At 56.3% G+C, this 17,618-nt stretch carries 15 protein-coding genes; 10 read left to right on the top strand and 5 right to left on the bottom strand.

Going from position 1 to position 17,618, the window contains the following annotated elements:
• Positions 1–28: 28 nt before the first annotated feature.
• A complete protein-coding gene (locus F3I21_RS12385; RefSeq protein ID WP_150059029.1) occupies positions 29–1,039 on the top strand; it encodes a substrate-binding domain-containing protein in 1,011 nt (336 codons plus the stop codon).
• Positions 1,040–1,063: 24 nt separating this feature from the next.
• On the opposite strand, the gene F3I21_RS12380 is transcribed toward F3I21_RS12385, so the two are convergent.
• On the bottom strand, positions 1,064–1,768 hold the full coding sequence (locus tag F3I21_RS12380) for an MgtC/SapB family protein (RefSeq protein ID WP_021509440.1): 705 nt from the start codon (positions 1,766–1,768) through the stop codon (positions 1,064–1,066).
• A gap of 387 nt (positions 1,769–2,155) precedes the next feature.
• On the opposite strand from F3I21_RS12380, the gene F3I21_RS12375 reads away from it, so the two are divergent.
• Entirely contained in the window at positions 2,156–2,848 is a 693-nt protein-coding gene (locus F3I21_RS12375; RefSeq protein ID WP_150059028.1) for a hypothetical protein, read from the top strand.
• Between the two features lie 457 nt (positions 2,849–3,305).
• Here F3I21_RS12375 and F3I21_RS12370 read toward each other — a convergent pair whose 3' ends face one another.
• Positions 3,306–3,860, bottom strand: coding sequence for a hypothetical protein (locus F3I21_RS12370; RefSeq protein WP_150059027.1), 555 nt, complete (start codon positions 3,858–3,860; stop codon positions 3,306–3,308).
• Positions 3,861–4,987: 1,127 nt separating this feature from the next.
• Positions 4,988–6,064: a LacI family DNA-binding transcriptional regulator gene (locus F3I21_RS12360; RefSeq protein ID WP_150059026.1), complete on the bottom strand. Its 1,077-nt coding sequence runs from the start codon at positions 6,062–6,064 to the stop codon at positions 4,988–4,990.
• Between the two features lie 195 nt (positions 6,065–6,259).
• Here F3I21_RS12360 and F3I21_RS12355 point away from each other — a divergent pair, with 195 nt between their 5' ends.
• The 7 genes from F3I21_RS12355 to F3I21_RS12325 all read left to right on the top strand — a co-directional run bounded on the left by F3I21_RS12355 (position 6,260) and on the right by F3I21_RS12325 (position 14,024).
• Entirely contained in the window at positions 6,260–7,081 is an 822-nt protein-coding gene (locus F3I21_RS12355; protein ID WP_150059025.1) for an ABC transporter substrate-binding protein, read from the top strand.
• Between the two features lie 73 nt (positions 7,082–7,154).
• Positions 7,155–7,961, top strand: coding sequence for an amino acid ABC transporter permease (locus F3I21_RS12350; protein WP_021509434.1), 807 nt, complete (start codon positions 7,155–7,157; stop codon positions 7,959–7,961).
• A gap of 1 nt (position 7,962) precedes the next feature.
• Entirely contained in the window at positions 7,963–8,709 is a 747-nt protein-coding gene (locus tag F3I21_RS12345; protein WP_058759174.1) for an amino acid ABC transporter ATP-binding protein, read from the top strand.
• Positions 8,709–9,782: a Gfo/Idh/MocA family oxidoreductase gene (locus tag F3I21_RS12340; RefSeq protein WP_150059024.1), complete on the top strand. Its 1,074-nt coding sequence runs from the start codon at positions 8,709–8,711 to the stop codon at positions 9,780–9,782. The genes F3I21_RS12345 and F3I21_RS12340 overlap by 1 nt, the downstream gene beginning before the upstream one ends.
• Before the next feature lie 33 nt (positions 9,783–9,815).
• Entirely contained in the window at positions 9,816–10,934 is a 1,119-nt protein-coding gene (locus tag F3I21_RS12335; protein WP_058770162.1) for an FAD-binding oxidoreductase, read from the top strand.
• 271 nt (positions 10,935–11,205) lie between these two features.
• A complete protein-coding gene (locus tag F3I21_RS12330; protein WP_150059023.1) occupies positions 11,206–12,216 on the top strand; it encodes a GlxA family transcriptional regulator in 1,011 nt (336 codons plus the stop codon).
• Positions 12,217–12,374: 158 nt separating this feature from the next.
• The gene (locus F3I21_RS12325; RefSeq protein WP_150059120.1) at positions 12,375–14,024 is read left to right on the top strand and encodes a methyl-accepting chemotaxis protein; all 1,650 of its coding nucleotides are present in this window, start codon (positions 12,375–12,377) and stop codon (positions 14,022–14,024) included.
• 91 nt (positions 14,025–14,115) lie between these two features.
• Here the strand turns inward: F3I21_RS12325 and alsS are convergent, their stop codons facing one another.
• Both alsS and budA read right to left on the bottom strand, forming a co-directional pair.
• Positions 14,116–15,795, bottom strand: a complete 1,680-nt coding sequence (gene alsS / locus F3I21_RS12320) for an acetolactate synthase AlsS (RefSeq protein ID WP_021509428.1) — start codon at positions 15,793–15,795, stop codon at positions 14,116–14,118.
• A 14-nt stretch (positions 15,796–15,809) separates the two neighbouring features.
• Complete coding sequence (gene budA, locus F3I21_RS12315; protein WP_150059022.1) at positions 15,810–16,592, bottom strand: acetolactate decarboxylase; 783 nt, start codon at positions 16,590–16,592, stop codon at positions 15,810–15,812.
• 104 nt (positions 16,593–16,696) lie between these two features.
• Here budA and F3I21_RS12310 point away from each other — a divergent pair, with 104 nt between their 5' ends.
• Positions 16,697–17,578 carry a LysR family transcriptional regulator gene (locus tag F3I21_RS12310; protein ID WP_150059021.1) on the top strand — a complete coding sequence of 294 codons (882 nt, stop codon included), beginning with the start codon at positions 16,697–16,699 and terminating at the stop codon, positions 17,576–17,578.
• The last annotated feature ends 40 nt before the right edge of the window (positions 17,579–17,618 follow it).

The following is a 17,618-nucleotide window of genomic DNA, read 5'->3' as shown; positions in this document are numbered from 1 at the left end:
TCATTGTTTCCTTAACCGATGCACTGACGTGAGAAAAACCAAACGCGTTACCATAGCGGATATCGCCGCGCTGGCGGGGGTGTCCAAAGCCACCGCCAGCCTGGTGCTGAATGGCCGTGGCAAAGAGTTGCGCGTGGCGAAAGAGACGCGCGAACGGGTACTGACGCTGGCGCGCGAACATCACTACCAGGCCAGTATTCACGCGCGCTCGCTGCGCGATAATCGCAGCCATACGCTGGGTTTAGTGGTGCCGGAGATCACCAACCATGGTTTTGCCGTGTTCTCGCACGCGCTGGAAAATCTGTGTCGCGAGGCGGGCTTACAGCTGCTGATCTCCTGCACTGACGAGAACGCCGGGCAGGAGCGGGTGGTGGTGGATAATCTGGTGGCGCGTCAGGTGGATGGGCTGATTGTGGCGTCCAGCATGTTAAGCGACAGTGACTACGTCAAACTGAGCGATCAGCTGCCGATCGTGCTGTTTGACCGCTACGTTAATGACACGCAACTGCCGCTGGTGATGACTGATTCGGTCACGCCGACTGCCGAGCTGGTGGAACGGCTGGCGCGTGCCAATCCGGATGAGATTTATTTCCTCGGCGGTCAGCCGCGTCTGTCACCCACCAAAGATCGTCTGGCCGGTTTTATGCAGGGTCTCGAACGGGCAGGTGTGACGCCGCGGCCGGAGTGGATCATTCATGGCAACTATCACCCGAGCAGCGGTTATGAAATGTTTGCCGCACTGTGCGCCCGGCTGGGGCGTCCGCCCAAAGCGATTTTTACCGCCGCCTGCGGTCTGCTGGAAGGGGTGTTGCGCTACATGAGCCAGCATCACCTGCTGCACAGCGACATCCGCGTGGCCAGCTTTGACGACCACTATCTGTATGACTCACTGACTCTGCCGATCGATACCGTCGAGCAGGATGTGCCGCGCCTGGCGCAGGAGTGTTTTACGCTGCTCACTACCATGATTAACGGCGATGACCCCATCAGCCAGCATACCATGCTGCCGGCAACGCTGCGGCTGCGCTTTGGCAGGTAGCGCAGCCGCATTGCGGTTGATGAATTAATCGGTTTCTGGCTCACACACCTGCCATCTGACTGAGCTGACGCCTTTTTCCAGGCTGATGCGGCTGACCAGATTTTCCAGCTGATCGGTCAGGCTGGGTTTACCCAGAACTTCCGCATTTACCGCCATGCGGTGTGACGGTTCCAGATCCTCACTGTGCAGGGATTGCAGCCGCAGACCGCTGCCGCCAAGGCTGTGCAGCATCAGGCTGCGCACCTGTACCTCATCGGCCGCCAGACAGATGATCTGCACTTTGTAATACTGGCTGGCGTCCTCCGCAGTAATGATGCTTTGCCGGTTGATGCCCTGTGCCAGTTCGCGCAGCAGGATGTTGGCGCACAGAATTACTACGCAACCGATGCCTGCTTCCAGCAGCAAGCCCATGCTGCATAACACGCCAATCGCCGCGGTGCACCACAGCGTGGCGGCGGTGTTAAGGCCGCGCACATTCAGGCCATCGCGCATGATGACGCCACCGCCGAGGAAGCCAATGCCGGAAACCACATAGGCCGCCACGCGCGAGGCATCTGCGGCAATTCCCGGTACGCTTTGCGTCATCAGCACAAACAAACAGGCACCGGTGCTGACCAGCGCATTGGTGCGCAGCCCGGTCAGGCGCTGGCGCAGCTGGCGCTCGCTGCCAATTAGCGCGCCCAGAATCAGCGCGACCGTGACGCGCAATAAAAAGATTTTCCAATCCATGTCAGACCTCACTCCATCACCGCCGGGCAATGGATATGCAGAGTTATAAGAATGGATTACAGCGGGGCCAGACAGAACGCAGGAAAAAGGGGGAGGAAAATCCACCGTCTTAACGCAGGGCTAAGACAGCGATGAGGCTATCTCAGCATCGGCACCGATTGTAATCGTGTGGGACAGGTGTCCAATTGTGTATCCTCATCAGTAAAAATTTCGCCGGCATTGTAGACGCTTTGATGCGCCAGAGCGAAGACAAATCGCGCATCGTTTAAGCGGTGTTGAACAGGCATGAGATAATCACGCGTTTTCATTACAATCAGGCTGGGGTATCTGCTAAAAAACGTTTCATAATTAATTATCTGCGCTCATCCAAATACCTTAAGGTCTGACATGCAACCAATCAGTCTGCAAACCCGGTACCGTTCTGCGAACGAAAACACCATTGCGCTGTGGGCGAAAAATGCAGGCATCGGAAACATCCGTGAAGAGAATTACTACGATCCGGTAAAACTGGCGCTTGCCGCAGGGATAAAGCCGTCAGTTTCCTTACCGGTGTTACGTCTGATTGATGAATTGCAACGACTCACGCTGGCAGATCCGCTTGCTGATACGCTGCCAGCGCAATGCCTTCATTTTACTTTTTTGCCTCTGACTTTGCCGCTGTATAACGTCAACGAGCCTTTACCAGCGAAAGCGGCGCAACTGACCACGATCTGGCAGGAATTTGCTGCGAAAAAAATCGTTATCCGGGATCTGCGCTTAGTGGCGTTGCCCAGTCAGTTATTGCTTGCGGGCATACCTGATACGCCTGCGATTGCCATGCGTCAGTCATTCTGCGACAAGGTTCTGGATTCAGACTGGAAAAAAGAATTGCTGATGCGGCATGGCAACAGCCCATTGCCGGCACCATTCTGGCACAGCACGTTACTGCGCTACAGCGCTGAGTTTTTACCCGCAGTTTTGCGTCAATTCTTTTATGAACGTCAGGACATCAATTTCGGTGCGGTGGCGGGAGAATTGATGTTGACGAAGACTAACTACAACTGGACGAAGTGTTATCCATTATTGCCAGCGAGGGTTTAAATATGGTGAGTGCGCCATAACTGGCAGCCTCAAACTAATGGAGCTGTGAGTGGATACTACTGATTTACCTTTCGGGTCAAAGTGCGCATAATCATGATTATGTTAAATATGGTATCCCGTCAGGTATCGCAATCCTTCAGTTTCGCCCTTCACGCCTCTTACAAGGCCCACAACGCATTCCACCACGGCGACACTATGTGAAAACTTATCCCACCGGTCCGTTTGATGGACACCACTGCGTTATCCTGGTGCGCATCAATGCGCACCATACAACGGAATACCCGGTTAGCTTCGCCCTCGGTGCTTCAACTATCTCTTTAGCTCATCCACAATGACAACGCTACGCGAAAACATCCCGGTTATCCCTCAGCGCTTTCGTCAGATTTCACGTAGCGCTATCGATTTGTTTGCTGGATATAGCTAGTTATTTTCAGAAGGTTTTAATCCAGGCAGTTTCTTATTTCATTACAACAATTTCGTTGTCTTTTTTGTCTTCACATTTACCCTTTCTTTTCTCTAATGTATTGACTTCCTTGCCCGGGTTTATATATTCATAGTCAAAAAGTGATTTAATCTCACTATGAAGCATTTTACAAGAATTTTTATCTAAATTTGTGATAATGTAAGCAAAGTATTTCACATCTTTAGATTTACCATCAAGAGGTGGGATTTCTTTTATAAATAAATTTTCCGGGATTTTCATGTCGATATAAAATCTCTTCAACCAGTCAGACCCTTTGCTCTCGTAACTGATATAACTTTCTTCAAGGTTGTTATAGTATCCATTGGACGGTGAAGATATTAAAGCGACAATTTCCGCTGGTTTATAAATGGCTTTTACTCTATTAATTCCTTCGAAGGTGTGATTTATATTTGATACTGTTTCAGCCACCTCAATAGCCATTAACGGCGAAGCAGAGATGGAAAATGCCGTTAAATTAACTCCTAATAATATTGCACCAAATCTGCACCCAAATGATTTCAATTTTTTATCAAGCGAAAAATTCATCATGAAATCCTCTTTGTCTAAGTTAAAGTTTATGCTTACATACCTGAATAATATATCAAAAAAGTAAAGTTAATCTTATTTTTCAGTTAAAGTTAAATTTATTCAATAAGTTAAGATCGCGCTTCTCGATAATGTTTAAGTAAAAGGATCGGTGTCCGGGCGCATATCACAAATTCACCCTGTCGGCACCGCGAGCCTGAATCGGTGCGCGTCGTTCCTATACTCCAGATCCGGCTTTGCGAGAGGTGAAATGTAGCCCGCGCTGCAAAACAGTCGAGTTCGGGAAACGACATGGCCAGCGATCGCGGGTGCTGGCCATCGAGGCGTATTTCGTCGCGTTTCCTTTCTAGCACCGGAATAACCAGCTCATTAGTCGATAAATCCTGTTCGGTTAAAATGCCCGACTGGTAATATAACCCCGCTGCATGCTGTGGCCTGCGGCGCGGCAGCGTTCCACAGCGCGTCTCGCTGCTGCTGGTCTTGCTGCAGTCGCTGTTGCTGCTGGTTCTGAATATAGTCGCGGTCGCCGGGATTCAACGGTGCGGCCAGCGCTGAAGCAGTAAATAAGCTGACGCTTAGCGCCAGTAACTTCCCTGTATTTGCCATCATAGAAGACTTAAGTGAAATTGATTGTAAATGTTTTGTAAGCCTGCTTGCGCAGAATATCACTTAAACAATCAGAAAGTTCCTGATGGAGAAATAAAACGAGAATGATTCTTTGAAAGCATTTAATTTGATGTGGTGTGCTGCGCTAACTCAAATCAAAAGAGAGTTATTTTATAATTACAGGCAAGCGCTGAAATTCATCCGGGGTTATTACAACTATCTCATTAATGGTGGAACTGGATATAAAAACTTACCCACTCTGGCGAATTAATGAAACGGGGGAGTCTGCTTGATTATGCCTATGCAGTATTATCCAGGTGCGCATGAATGCGCACCCTACAAGGCATCGTACAATTTAATGTTTGTCCGTTGCGCATGAATGCACACCCTACGAGTCATCGCATAATTTACTGTTTCTCTGAGGCGTATGAAGAAACAAAACCGCGCCGTTTTCTGTAGGATCGCCATTCATGGCGACCAAAAAAACAGGGAGAAATTCCACAAACCCGCCGCCGCACATTGTATCACCGGGCCGACGGATTTTCCCCCACTGAGCCGCGCACCACCATCCAGCTGTCAAACGCGGGTAAGGCGCCGGCGGATTGCTGGCGGATATGGCAAATCAACCGGCGCGCGGCTTCGCGCCCCATTTCATACACCGGCTGGGCGACCACGGTCAGCGGCGGTGACATCAGCTCGGTCCAGGGAAAATCGTCGTACATCACAAAAGAGATATCTTCGGGTACGCGCAGGCCGCGTTTGGCCAGACCGCGCAGGATGCCCATCGCAATCAGGTTATCGGAGGCAATCAGCGCGCTGGGTGGTTCGGCGAGCGCCAGCAGTTCAGTCAGGATCTGCTCGATGATGGCTTCGCTGAGCGCATTAAGCCGAATCAGCGCCGGATCCAGTTCCTTACCCGCGGCCCGGTAGGCATCAATCATTCCGCTAACACGTTGCGCCACCGGTGTGGGGCCCAGCGTGATTGACGGCGAATACGGTGCAGCGCTGCGCATGCTGGAGAGATAAGCAATTCGCTGATGCCCGGCCGCCAGTAACAGCTCCGTCGCCTGTTTGGCCACTGCGACAAAGTTCGCCTGGATAGTCTCCACCTCCATCCCCTGCACTGCCCGGTCGAACATCATTAATGAACGCCCTTCTGCCAGCACCTGGCGAAGATGCTCGTTATCCTCAAACAATGAGCTGCACGGCGCGACGATGATGCCATCGACGCGCTTATCCAGCATTACGCGCACGGCTTCCCGTTCCTCGTCCAGCGTTTCATCGCTGTTACTCAGCAGCAGGTGAAAGCCCGCCTGGCGCGCAACATCCGCCATACCGCGCAGCGCCAGGCCAAAGTGCGGGTTTTCAATGTCGCCGACAATCACCCCGATAGTATTGGAGCGGCCAGTGTTCATGCTGCGCGCCAGCTCGTTCGGTCGGTATCCCAGCGCTTCAGCAGCCTGATTCACCCGCGTCTGCACGTCTTCACTGACGGAACCATACCCGCCCAGCGCGCGTGCCGCCTGAGCTTTGGAAACATTGGCGGCGCGGGCGACGTCGGCAACGGTCGGACCGCGTGAACGAGCATTTTCATTGGTCATAATTATTTCGAATCACAAGTTGATAACAACATAATTGACGCTGCTGATAGCGTGTGCTTAATATCAGTATATCCGAATGAGACCGGTCTCACAACCAGAGCCGGTTTCATTTTGCCCCGCGTTGAGACCGGTCTCAATAACAATAAACCGGCTTGGCGAACTCTGAAGTTTCACCTGCACAGACGGAAGAGCCTTATGACATCGCACAAACGTTTCAATCACCTGACCGCCGCTCTGTTCGGCACGGCAATGCTGGTTTCCGCCAGCTGGAGCGCCCACGCCGCCAGCGACAGTAATCCCTGGGGTTTGATCGAACCCGGTCATCTCCGCGTTGCCAGCCTCGGCGACGCGAAGCCCTACACCTTCACCGATAAAAACGGCAACTTCAACGGCTTTGACGTCGAATTCTTCAAAAATGTGGCGCATCGCATGGGCATCGATCAGGTGGATTTTATCGGTCAGGACTTCTCCGCCATTCTGCCGGCGGTGGCAAATGGCCAGTATGATGCCGGCGTCGCCGCGATTGGCATCACCCCGCTGCGCGAAAAAACCGTCGATTTCTCCACCGGCTATCTTGCGGGCTATCTGACGGTGCTGACCCGCAGCGATTCCGGGGTGAAAAACGTTGAAACCCTGGCGCATAAACGGCTGGGGGTGATTCAGGGCACGCTGCAGGAGAACTATGCGCTGCAGCACTTCAAACAGACCGATCTGGTGCGTTTCCCCGATAACAACGCAGCAGTGTCCGCGCTGAATAACGGCACGCTCGATGCCATGTTCCTCGACTACGAAGCCGCCAAAGATTATGCCACCCGCTTTAAGCTGGTCACGGCGGCGAACATCCCTTCATTTGACGCGCCTGCGGGTGTCGCCATCGCCAAAGGCAAGCCGGAGTTCAAAGCGGCGCTGGATAAAGCCATCAAAGCGGCGATGCAGGATGGGACCTGGAAACAGCTGTACCAGAAGTGGTTCCCGGGTTCGCCAATGCCGCAACAGTATCTGCCCGGCGGCCAATAACCCTGCGCATCGTTATGCGTGAGACTGCATCCGGTGACGGCGCATGTCCGTCACCCGCAACCGAGAATCGGCTATGGATCTGATCACTATTCTTTCCCGTACGTTTTTTGATATTCCATCGATGATGGACGTCCTGCCACAGCTGCTGGCAACCGGACTGGTCAACACCATCATTATCTCCGTGGCGGCCACCGTGCTGGGCACGTTATTCGGCCTGATACTGGCGCTGATGGGCATCTCGCCCTCGCGCTGGCTGCGCGTGCCCGCGCGGCTGTATACCGATCTGTTTCGCGGCTTGCCTTCCATCCTCACCATTCTGTTGATTGGTCAGGGTCTGGCGCGTTTCAGCTATCAGCTGTTTGGCCCGACGCCGTATCCGCTCGGCATTTTTGCCCTGAGCCTGATTGCCAGCGCTTACATGGGCGAGATTTTCCGCTCCGGTATCCAGAGCGTGGAACAGGGGCAGATGGAAGCCTGCCGGGCGCTGGGAATGAGCTATGGCCGGGCGATGCGCCTGGTGATCATTCCGCAGGGCATCCGCCGCGTGTTGCCTGCGATAGTTAATCAGTTCATCGCCATCATCAAAGACTCCTCGCTGGTTTATCTGCTGGGTCTGATGACCGGTCAGCGTGAGCTGTTTCGCGTCGGTCAGGATGCCGCCGTGCTGAGCGGCAACCTGTCGCCGCTGATGCTGGCCGGGCTGTTCTATCTGGTGATCACCGTGCCGCTCACCCACGCCGTGAACTATATCGACGTCCGCTACCGTACCGGACGTCGCCGCGCCACCGCGCCACAAAGCGGCCTGAAGGAGCTCGATGAAGTGCAGCAAAAGCGCAACGTGGTTCCGGCGGTCTCCCTTACCAGCGAGCGAGGACACTAATATGACCATGCCATCTGCATTTCACGGTGCCAGTCTCGAGTTGCGCAACCTGACTCTGGCGTACGGCCCGATTGAGGTGCTGCGCAATGTGTCGCTGAGCATCGAACCGGGCACCACCACCTGCATCATCGGTCCCTCGGGATCGGGAAAATCCACCTTACTGCGCGGCATCAATCGCCTGCATGAGCCGAAGAACGGCGATGTCTTACTGGCCGGGCGTTCTGTCCTGAAGGACAAGCCCGATGCGCTGCGGCTGAGAATTGGCATGGTGTTTCAGCATTTCAACCTGTTTCCCGATCACAGCGCGCTGGAAAACGTGGCGCTGGCACCGTGGAAAGTAAAAGGCCGTCCGAAAGCCGAAGCACTGGAGATTGCCCGTCAGCGGCTGGCCGAAGTGGGCCTTGCTCAGCGAGCCGATCACCGGCCGCGCGATCTCTCCGGTGGCCAGCAGCAGCGCGTGGCAATAGCGCGCGCGCTGGCGATGGAGCCGGAAGTGATGCTGTTCGATGAAGCTACCTCGGCACTCGATCCTGAACTGGTGAAAGGCGTTCTGACGTTAATGGCCGATTTGTGCCAGCGCGGCATGACCATGGTGGTCGTGACCCATGAGATGGGCTTCGCCCGGCGCGTGGCCGACCAGGTGGTGTTTATGGATGAAGGCGAAATCGTGGAAGCCGGCACGCCGGAACAAATCTTTGACCGTCCACAATCCGCGCGCCTGCAGCGTTTTCTGTCGGAGGTGCTGTAATGACACATCTTCAGGTTAGCGGCCCAGTCCGCACGGCGCTGGTGGGGTTTGGCGTCGCCGGCAGCGTGTTTCATGCACCGCTGCTTGCCCATAACGCCGACTATCGTCTCGACGTTATCGTCACTGGCGATGCCCAACGCGCAGCGACCGCGCAGCAACGTTACCCCCATGCACGCGTGCTGCCGGACTGGCCAGCGCTGCTCAAGGCCATTGATGGCGGCGAGATCGGCATCGATCTCATCGTGCTGGCCACGCCGCCGGCGCAACACGCGGAGCAGGCTGTACAGGCCAGCCAGCGCGCGATCCATCTGGTGGTGGATAAACCGTTCGCACCAGACGTGCAGGCGGCAGAAATGATGATCGCCGCCGCGCAGAAGGCCAATACCTTGCTCACCGTGTTTCATAACCGACGCTGGGACGGCGATTTTCTGACGTTGCAGCGCCTGGTGCACCAGGAAGCCTTCGGCACCATAAGGAGTTTTGAGTCGCGTTTCGAATGGTGGCGACCGCAGGGATTCGGCAACTGGCGTGACAGCGTCACGCTGGCACAGGGCGGTGGTTTATTGCTGGATCTCGGCAGCCATCTGATTGACCAGGCCATCCAGCTCTTTGGCCCGGTAGAACACGCCACGGCAGAGCTGGCGCGCCATTCCGGCCCGCAATCCGACAGTGACGAGGACTGTTTTGTTTCATTGCTGCACCACAACGGCGTGCGCTCGCGGCTGTGGATGAATGGCCAGGCGGCACTGAATGCGCCGCGCTTTCACCTGCTGGGCAGTAAAGGCGCCTTCACCCACTGGGGGCTGGACAATCAGGAGCCGCAGCTGGCGGCTGGCATGTCACCCGGCGACAACCAGTACGGCGTGACGCCGGCAGAAAACTCTGCCCGGGCCGGCACGGTCGGGGCAACCACAACGGTGCCGATTGAACGTGGTCACTACCCCGCTTTCTATCAGCTGTTAGCTCACGCGCTGGTACATGGCGGGCCGCCGCCGGTTGATGCGCGTGAAGCGCTCGGCGTTTTACAGCTTATTGAGCAGCTCCATCAGCAGCATCGCGTACGTATTGCCTGAAGGGCGAACATTTTTTAACAGAAGGAATGAATGATGTCTGACAAAACCGTGGCAAAAACCGTCATCGTGCTGGGTGGCGGCATCCTCGGCGTCTCAACCGCATGGCAGCTGGCGCAGGCGGGCGCGCAGGTCACACTGGTGACGGAAGCGGCACTCTGCTCCGGCGCCACCGGCCGATCCCTCTCCTGGCTCAACTCCGCGGGCGAGCGTTCGCAGCCTTACCATGCGCTGCGCATGGCGGGCATTGACCGCTATCGCACGCTGTTTGCTCGCCATCCGCAGCTCGACTGGCTGCGCTTCGACGGCGCGATTTACTGGGCCGCAGACGATGACGCGGGCACCAAAGCGCGCCATCACTATGAAAAAGCGCAGGGCTACGACTCAAAGCTGATCAATCGCGCCACGGTCGGTGATGTCGATGCACAGGTGAATCCGGCCAGCCTGAGTCAGGTGGCGATTGCCAACCCCGGTGAAGGCTGGGTCAGCCTGCCGCACCTGGTTGAGCATCTGGTTCAGGCATTGCGCGCGCTGGGCGGAGAGATCGTTGAGCACGCCGGTAAAGCCAGCGTGATCACCAAAGACGGCCGGGCCAGCGGCATTCGCAGCGAAAAGCGCGGTGAGCTGCTGGCCGATCGCGTACTGGTAGCGTGTGGCCCGTGGACGCCGGAAGTGGTTGCCCCGCTCGGCGTGCACATCCCCAACGGTTCTCCGGTCTCTATGCTGGTGACCAGCCAACCCGGCGATCACCGGCTGCAGGTGGTAATGAATACGCCGCGCGCGGCGGTCCGGCCTAATCCCGGCAACACCATCGCCGTCGATCATGACTGGTATGAAGAGCACATCGTCGCGCAGGCCGACGGGCAGTACAGCATTGATACCGCAGTCATTAACCAGCTGATGGCGGAAGCGGGTAACCTGATCGCTGACGGCGCGCCGCTGAAAGCCAGCAGCTGGAAAATCGGTCTCAAGCCGATTCCCGGCGATGGCGAACCGGTGGTCGGTGAGCTGCAGCAGGTTCCCGGCTGTTTTGTTGTCTTCACCCATTCCGGCGCCACGCTGGCGTTGATCCTCGGTGAGATACTGACGCAGGAGATGCTCACCGGCGTTAAACACCCGATGCTGGCGACCTTCCGCCCGGAAAGATTCAGCTAACGTCAGCACCAGCGCCACGAAGAAAGTGGCGCTGGCTACACGCCCTGTTGTCTGTCACACACCGCGACTTTGCCCAATCCCATCGCCTCATCCCTGCGCCCTTTTCGCCTCCCTGCTGGTCTGATATCCGCGTATTGCCGGTTTCTTTTCCGATGACAACCGCCAGGGCCAGATAAACTAAGAGTCCGCTATTGAGGCCACAAAGCTTCAGCGGCGGAAAATGTCACATTTTTCACGCAAATCACGACAATCTGAACACAGGAAAACCCTTATGCGTATCGCCATACTCGCCCTGGAAGGCAGCGTACTGTCCGCCGTTGCCGGAATGACCGACCTTTTCTGGATAACCAACAAAGCGATTGCCTCTTCCCCCGTGCACGCCGCACGCTTTCCCGATAAAGCTTTTGAAACGCTGATTGTCAGCGCCAACGGTGACCCGGTGTGGGATACGGAAGGCCGCCTGATTCACATCGACAGCTCATTTCAGGGGGCCGGTGCGCTTGATGTGGTGATTGCGCCCGGCATGTTGCTGGGGCCCGACCTGCAACCGATCAACCTTGACAGTATCCGTCAGGCTGCTGGCTGGTTTAACAAACTCTATCAGCAGGGTGTCTGGGTGGCTGCTGCGGGCACCGGTGGCGTGATCCTTGGCGAGGCGGGTTTGCTGAATGACCGTTCCTTTACCACCACCTGGTGGGTCAGCCATATGTTGCAGGCGCGCTATCCGCAGGCGCGACTGGCGAAAGGCAAGATGCTGGAGGAAGACGATCGCGTCATTACCAGCGGCGGCTGTTTTTCGTGGATATCGCTGGCCCTGTATATCATTGAAAAAAGCGCCGGCAAGGCGGTGGCGGATCTCACCCGGGAGATGTCGCTGGCCGATAACCCTGTGCTGCACACCCACCTTCCCGGCTCGCCGGGAATGGGGAAAAGCAGCACGCCGTTTCTGGTGCGGGCGCAGGAGATCATCCGCCTGGAAAATCCTGCCATCAATGCCGCGCAACTGGCAGCCGCACTGAACGTTACCGGGCGTACCCTGCAGCGCAGAATGAAAGCCCTGACGCAGGAAACGCCAAAAGAGTTTATTACCCGCATCCGCATTGAACTGGCCTGTACCATTCTGGCCAGCACCGACGTCAGCGTGCGTCAGACCGCCTTGCAGTGCGGTTACAGCGAAGATACCGCCTTTCGTAAAGCCTTCCATCAGGTGATGGCGATGACGCCGGCCCAGTATCGTGAGTGGATAGCACACCGTAAGGCGCAGGTAATTAGCGCAAAATAATACGTCACGCATTTTGAAAGTTATTTAATTACTTCAAAATTAATGATCCTGAAAAGTTAATTTATTCATAATTTTTGAAATAACCTTTTGTGAGGTCTTGCCGATGTACGGTGGGTTGTCGTTTTATTCCTTTTAACTTTTTACCAGGTAACAATATGATGAATATTACTCAAAGACTTACCCTGGCTTTCATTTTACTCTCAGCTTCACTGGTGGTGACGGGCATTATTTCTGTGCGACTGTTAGGCGGTTTTCAGGAGCGCTTTGAATATGTTCAGGTCAATGCGATTCCCTCTATTCGCGATCTGTCCGAACTGATTGATCGCAGCAATAAACTGTCGCTCTCCCTGTATAAACATCAAAGCCAGACTGACAATGCGCGCATGCCGCCGGTCGAGAAAGAGATCGCCCAGCGCCTGGCCGGCATTAAAACGCTGGCAGAATATTATTTAGCCAATGATATCTCCAGCGACGAAGATAAGCAGATGACCATTAAAGGCCTGGCGACGCTGCGCGTGGTTGAATCACGGTTGCCGGCCTTTCTGGCTGCTTCACACGCTCATCAGGATGACGTCACGCTCGGCATGCTGGAAGCCGAGAGCGGTATTGGCGGCGCCATCAGCCAGTTAAAAAATGATTATCGCCAGCAGATGGCGCTTAATTTGTCGCTGGGTGACGGCTTGCGCGTGGTCAACCAGGAGATCTATCACCGCACATTCTGGGGATTGAGTGCCGGGGTCGCGGTGACACTGCTGTTACTGGGTACGCTCACCGCGTTAACGCTGGTGCGCATTCGTCAGAGCCTGAAAGCGATTGGTCAGGTGATGGATCACGTTGGCAGCAGCCTTGATCTGAGCGTCACCGCCGATGACAGCAAAAAAGACGAAGTCGGCAACATGGCCCGCGCCTTTAACCAGCTGCTTGACCGGGTTGGCAGCGCGCTGGCGCAGGTCAGTACCGCTTCTCACGCCGTCAGTTCGGCGTCGGCACAAATTGCCGCCGGCAACGAAGATCTCTCCTCGCGGACGGAACAGCAGGCCGCCTCGCTGGAACAGACGGCGGCCAGTATGGCGGAATTGAGCGAAACCGTGCGTCAGACGGCCGACAATACCCGGCAGGCTAATCGTCTGGCCGGTAACGCGACAGAACTTTCAGACGCCAGCGCGGTGTCGCTGGGCAATATGCTCAACACCATGGCGGAGATCCGCTCCAGCTCGAAAAAAATCACCGAAATTGTCACGCTGATCGAAGGCATTGCCTTCCAGACCAATATTCTGGCACTGAATGCTGCTGTCGAAGCGGCGCGCGCCGGCGAACACGGAAAGGGCTTTGCGGTGGTTGCGGGTGAAGTGCGCAATCTCTCGCAGCGTTCGACCCAGGCGGCCAGGGAGATCAAACAGCTGATTGATACCTCCTACAGCCTGGTGGAATCGGGTGCGGTCCAGGCCGAAGCGGTGGAAGAGAACATGACAGGACTGAAAACCGCGTTCCGTCAGGTGAATGACCTGGTAAGCGAAATCGCTGCCGCCGCCGAAGAGCAAAACACCGGCATCTCGCAGGTGCACCTGGCGATTAATCAGATGGATGATGTCACGCAGCAGAATGCGGCGCTGGTAGAGGAGGCCTCTGCCGCATCCGCGTCATTGCAGGATCAGGCGCAAACCCTGTCCGGCCTGGTGAATCAGTTTTCACTGGCCGCATCCGCGCGACCTGCTGAGCGCCCGAAAACGGTCTCCGCGCTGAAACGTCCGGCAGCTGTACCCGTGGCCGCCGGGCACGGCATGGACGCGGACTGGCAGAGCTTTTAACCCAATACGGCCAGCCAGGTGCTAAATAGCGCATTATTCCGGACCGCCGTGACGATGACGGCCGGTCCGGACTGGCTCAGGAGACAGCCGATCAAAGCAGCTGGCTGAGGTGCAGCTGCCCCATCAACAGCGGGTTATCGCTGTAATCTACCGGGATGGCCACCACGGCCGGTCCTTCCACCTCCATCGCCCGCCGCAATGTGGGTTCCAGTTCAGCGGCGCTGTTCACCGAAAATCCAGCGGCACCAAACGCCTGCGCGTAAGCTTTGAAATCCACCGGCCCGAAGTTCACACCGGACACGCGCTGGTATTTCTTCTCTTCCTGAATCGCCACCATGTTATAGCCATTGTCGACCCAGATGATGTGCAGAATATTGGCCTTTAACCTGACGGCAGTTTCCAGCTCCATGCTGGATTGCAGAAAGCCGCCGTCGCCCGACACCGAAACCACTTTACGGGACGGATCGACCAGCCAGGCGCCAATCGCCCACGGCAGAGCCACGCCCATGGTTTGCTGCCCGTTGGAAATCATGATTTGCCGTGCCCGGAAGCTGTAAAGATAACGGGCAATCCAGATATGAAAACTGCCCATGTCGACCGTCAGGCTGACGTCACTGTTAATGATGTCCTGCATCGCCCGGACGATACGCAGCGGATGCAGGGCGAATTGATCGAGGCTGGCACCCTGCATCGCCAGCAGCTGACGCTGTTGCTGGCGATCCTGCAGAATGGTGGCGGCAGCGTCGCTGAGCTGCAGCGGCGACGTGATTTGCGCGGCGATTTTGCGCACCGTACCGGCGATATCACCTACCAGTTCGGCGTCGGGTTGATAGTGGTTATCGGTCTCGGCGGGTAGCACGTCGATGTGCACCAGCAAGGCGTTGCTGCTGTTCCACATGGCCGGTTCATACTCGACCGGGCTGTAACCAATGGTGATAATCAAATCCGCCTGCTGGAGCAGGCGGTCACCAGCCTGATTGTTAAACAGGCCAACCCGGCCGGCAAAGCGTGAGAAGTGCTCCTGCCGCACCGCGCCCGCCGCCTGATAGGTGCTGGTCACCGGAATACGGCTTTTGCTCAGCAGTTCATGAATCGCCGCGCTGTTCTCCGGCTGGCTGGCCATCAGGCCCAGCAGAATCACCGGATTTTTCGCCCGCGCAATCTCGCGGCTTACGGCATTCACCAGCGCGTCGGGCGCAGCGCCCAGCGTGATGTGTCCTGAACGCTGTAACAGGCTGCCTGACACCGGCTGGTCAACAATGTCCTGAGGCAGACTGAGGAACGATGCGCCGCCGCGCCCGTTTTCGGCATGGCGAAACGCGTTCGATACGCACTCCGCGAGCGCCGAGGCATCAGTGACTTCTACGGCAAATTTGGTCACCGGGCGAAACATCGCCACCGTATCCATGCTTTGATGCACCTGTTTGGCACTGTCGGAGCGCTTAACCGCCCCGCCGATCGCCACCACCGGATCGCCTTCGCTGGTGGCGGTGGCCATGCCGGTCACCAGGTTTGAGCAGCCGGGCCCGGAAGTCACCAGCGCTACGCCGGCGTGGCCGGTCAGGCGGCCCATTGCCGCGGCCATAAACGCCGCGTTAGCCTCATGACGCACCGGAATCAGCTGAATGGAGGAATCCACCAGCGAATCAAACACCTTGTCGATTTTGGCGCCGGGAATGCCAAAAATATGGTTTACGCCCTGCGCTTCCAGCTGAGCGACAACCAGGTCTGCGCCACTGTTCCACAGCGTCTGGGTTTTAAGCTGTTTCATGATTACCTCTGCGATTAACTTTCGACGGAACGGATCGCGGCATCCAGATCCTGCGGATTGAGATCGGCCTGTAAAAACTCGCGATCCTGCGGCAGGTCGACCACCAGCTTGCTGATGGCACCAAATGTCAGCGTGCCCTGCTCCAGCACATAATCGAGGATATGCCCGCCGCCCTGACGATCGTCGGTGATGAAGTGCTCGTGATAGCCGGCGACGTTAATCCCCTGCATATATTGCGGCGTGCGGAAACCAATCAGCTCACCGTCGCGCTGGCGAAAATCGAAGGTGGGCTGATTGCCGAGCACTTCCGGCATCGAGCGATACGGGCGGCACTGGCAGGGCACGGTGCGCGTCTGCACCGAGGCAAATCGACCGCTCAAACGCAGCGCGCAGAAATGGTTATCGGAGGTGATAATGCGATCAATCACCTGATGGACGTCATCGCGCGTGGCGGTATGCGCAAAGCGGTGCTGATGTTCCGGTTCAAAGAAGGTCATCACGGCGAACGGGGTTTGTTGTTCAGGCCGTGCCGGGCTGGCGCTGCCATCGGCGCGCAGCTGATAAACCTGCCGGTCAAATGCCACCAGTTCTCCATCCAGCTGATTGAACGTGCCGAGGCCAAAATCGCCCTTCTGTAACAGCTGCGCGACGGTGGTTGAACCGTCATAGACGCCGTTGAGCAACGCACTCATCAGGGAGGTCTGATAGATAACCTTTTCTGGTGATTGCTGTCCCAGTTGAGTGACGGATGCCTTTAGCTGATCTTCGCATGAACAATCAGATACAAAGTTACACATTTGCTGCCTCACAATCAGATAGTTAAGCCGTGTTAATATCATGGTGGGCTACATGGCTCACATAATCCAATAGTGAAAACTGCCAACTTCGAGACGTTTTTGATATGGAACTTCGCCACCTGCGTTATTTCGTTGCCGTTGCTGAAACGCAGCACTTTACCCGCGCCGCCGAGTTGCTGGGCATGTCGCAGCCACCGCTCAGCCAGCAAATCCAGCGGCTGGAGCACGAGATCGGCACGCCGTTGCTGAAGCGCCTGACGCGCGGCGTGGAACTGACCGATGCGGGCCGCGCGTTTCTGCCCGATGCAATAGCGATTGTGCAGCTGGCCGATATGGCGCTGGAAAAGGCGCGCGGCGTGGCGCGCGGCATGAGCGGCCAGATGTCACTGGGTTTTGCCAGCTCGGTGGCGTTTGGCGCGCCGGTGTTTGATCTGATTCGCGCCTTCAAAACGCGCTACCCGGCGATGGAGCTCATCACCCGGGAAGAGAACATGGCGCTGCTGATGCAGGACTTAGGGGAAGGTTTGCTGGATGCGGCGTTCATTCGTCTGCCGTGTGAGAGCAGTAAGGCGTTTAACCTGAAAGTGATCGCTACCGAGGAGATGAAAGTGGCGCTGCCGGCCAGCCATGCGCTCAGCCAGCAGCAAAGTGTTGCGCTAACGCAGCTGGCCGAAGAATCACTGATTATTTTCCCGCGCGAGGTGGCGCCCAGCCTGTACGAATTAATCGTCAGTGCCTGTCTGCGCGCCGGCTTTGATGCAACACGCTTTCAGCAGGCTCCGCAGATTACCTCCTCGCTCGGCATGGTGGGCGCAGGCTGCGGGATTGCGCTGGTGCCGGCTTCGCTGTGCTGCGTCAACAATCCACAGCTGGTATTTCGTGACATTGAAAACAATACGCTGTTCACCGACATTGCCTTTGCCTGGCGGCGTAATCATCCAGCCAAAACGGTGTTACACCTGCTGAGTTTGCTTAACGGGGAATAATTTGAGGGGGAAATCTGATGTCTGTGGTGACAGAGCGGAC

Source organism: Pantoea sp. B_9 (genome assembly GCF_008632015.1).
GTDB lineage: Bacteria > Pseudomonadota > Gammaproteobacteria > Enterobacterales > Enterobacteriaceae > Pantoea > Pantoea dispersa.
This window is presented reverse-complemented; position numbering and strand designations above follow the sequence as displayed.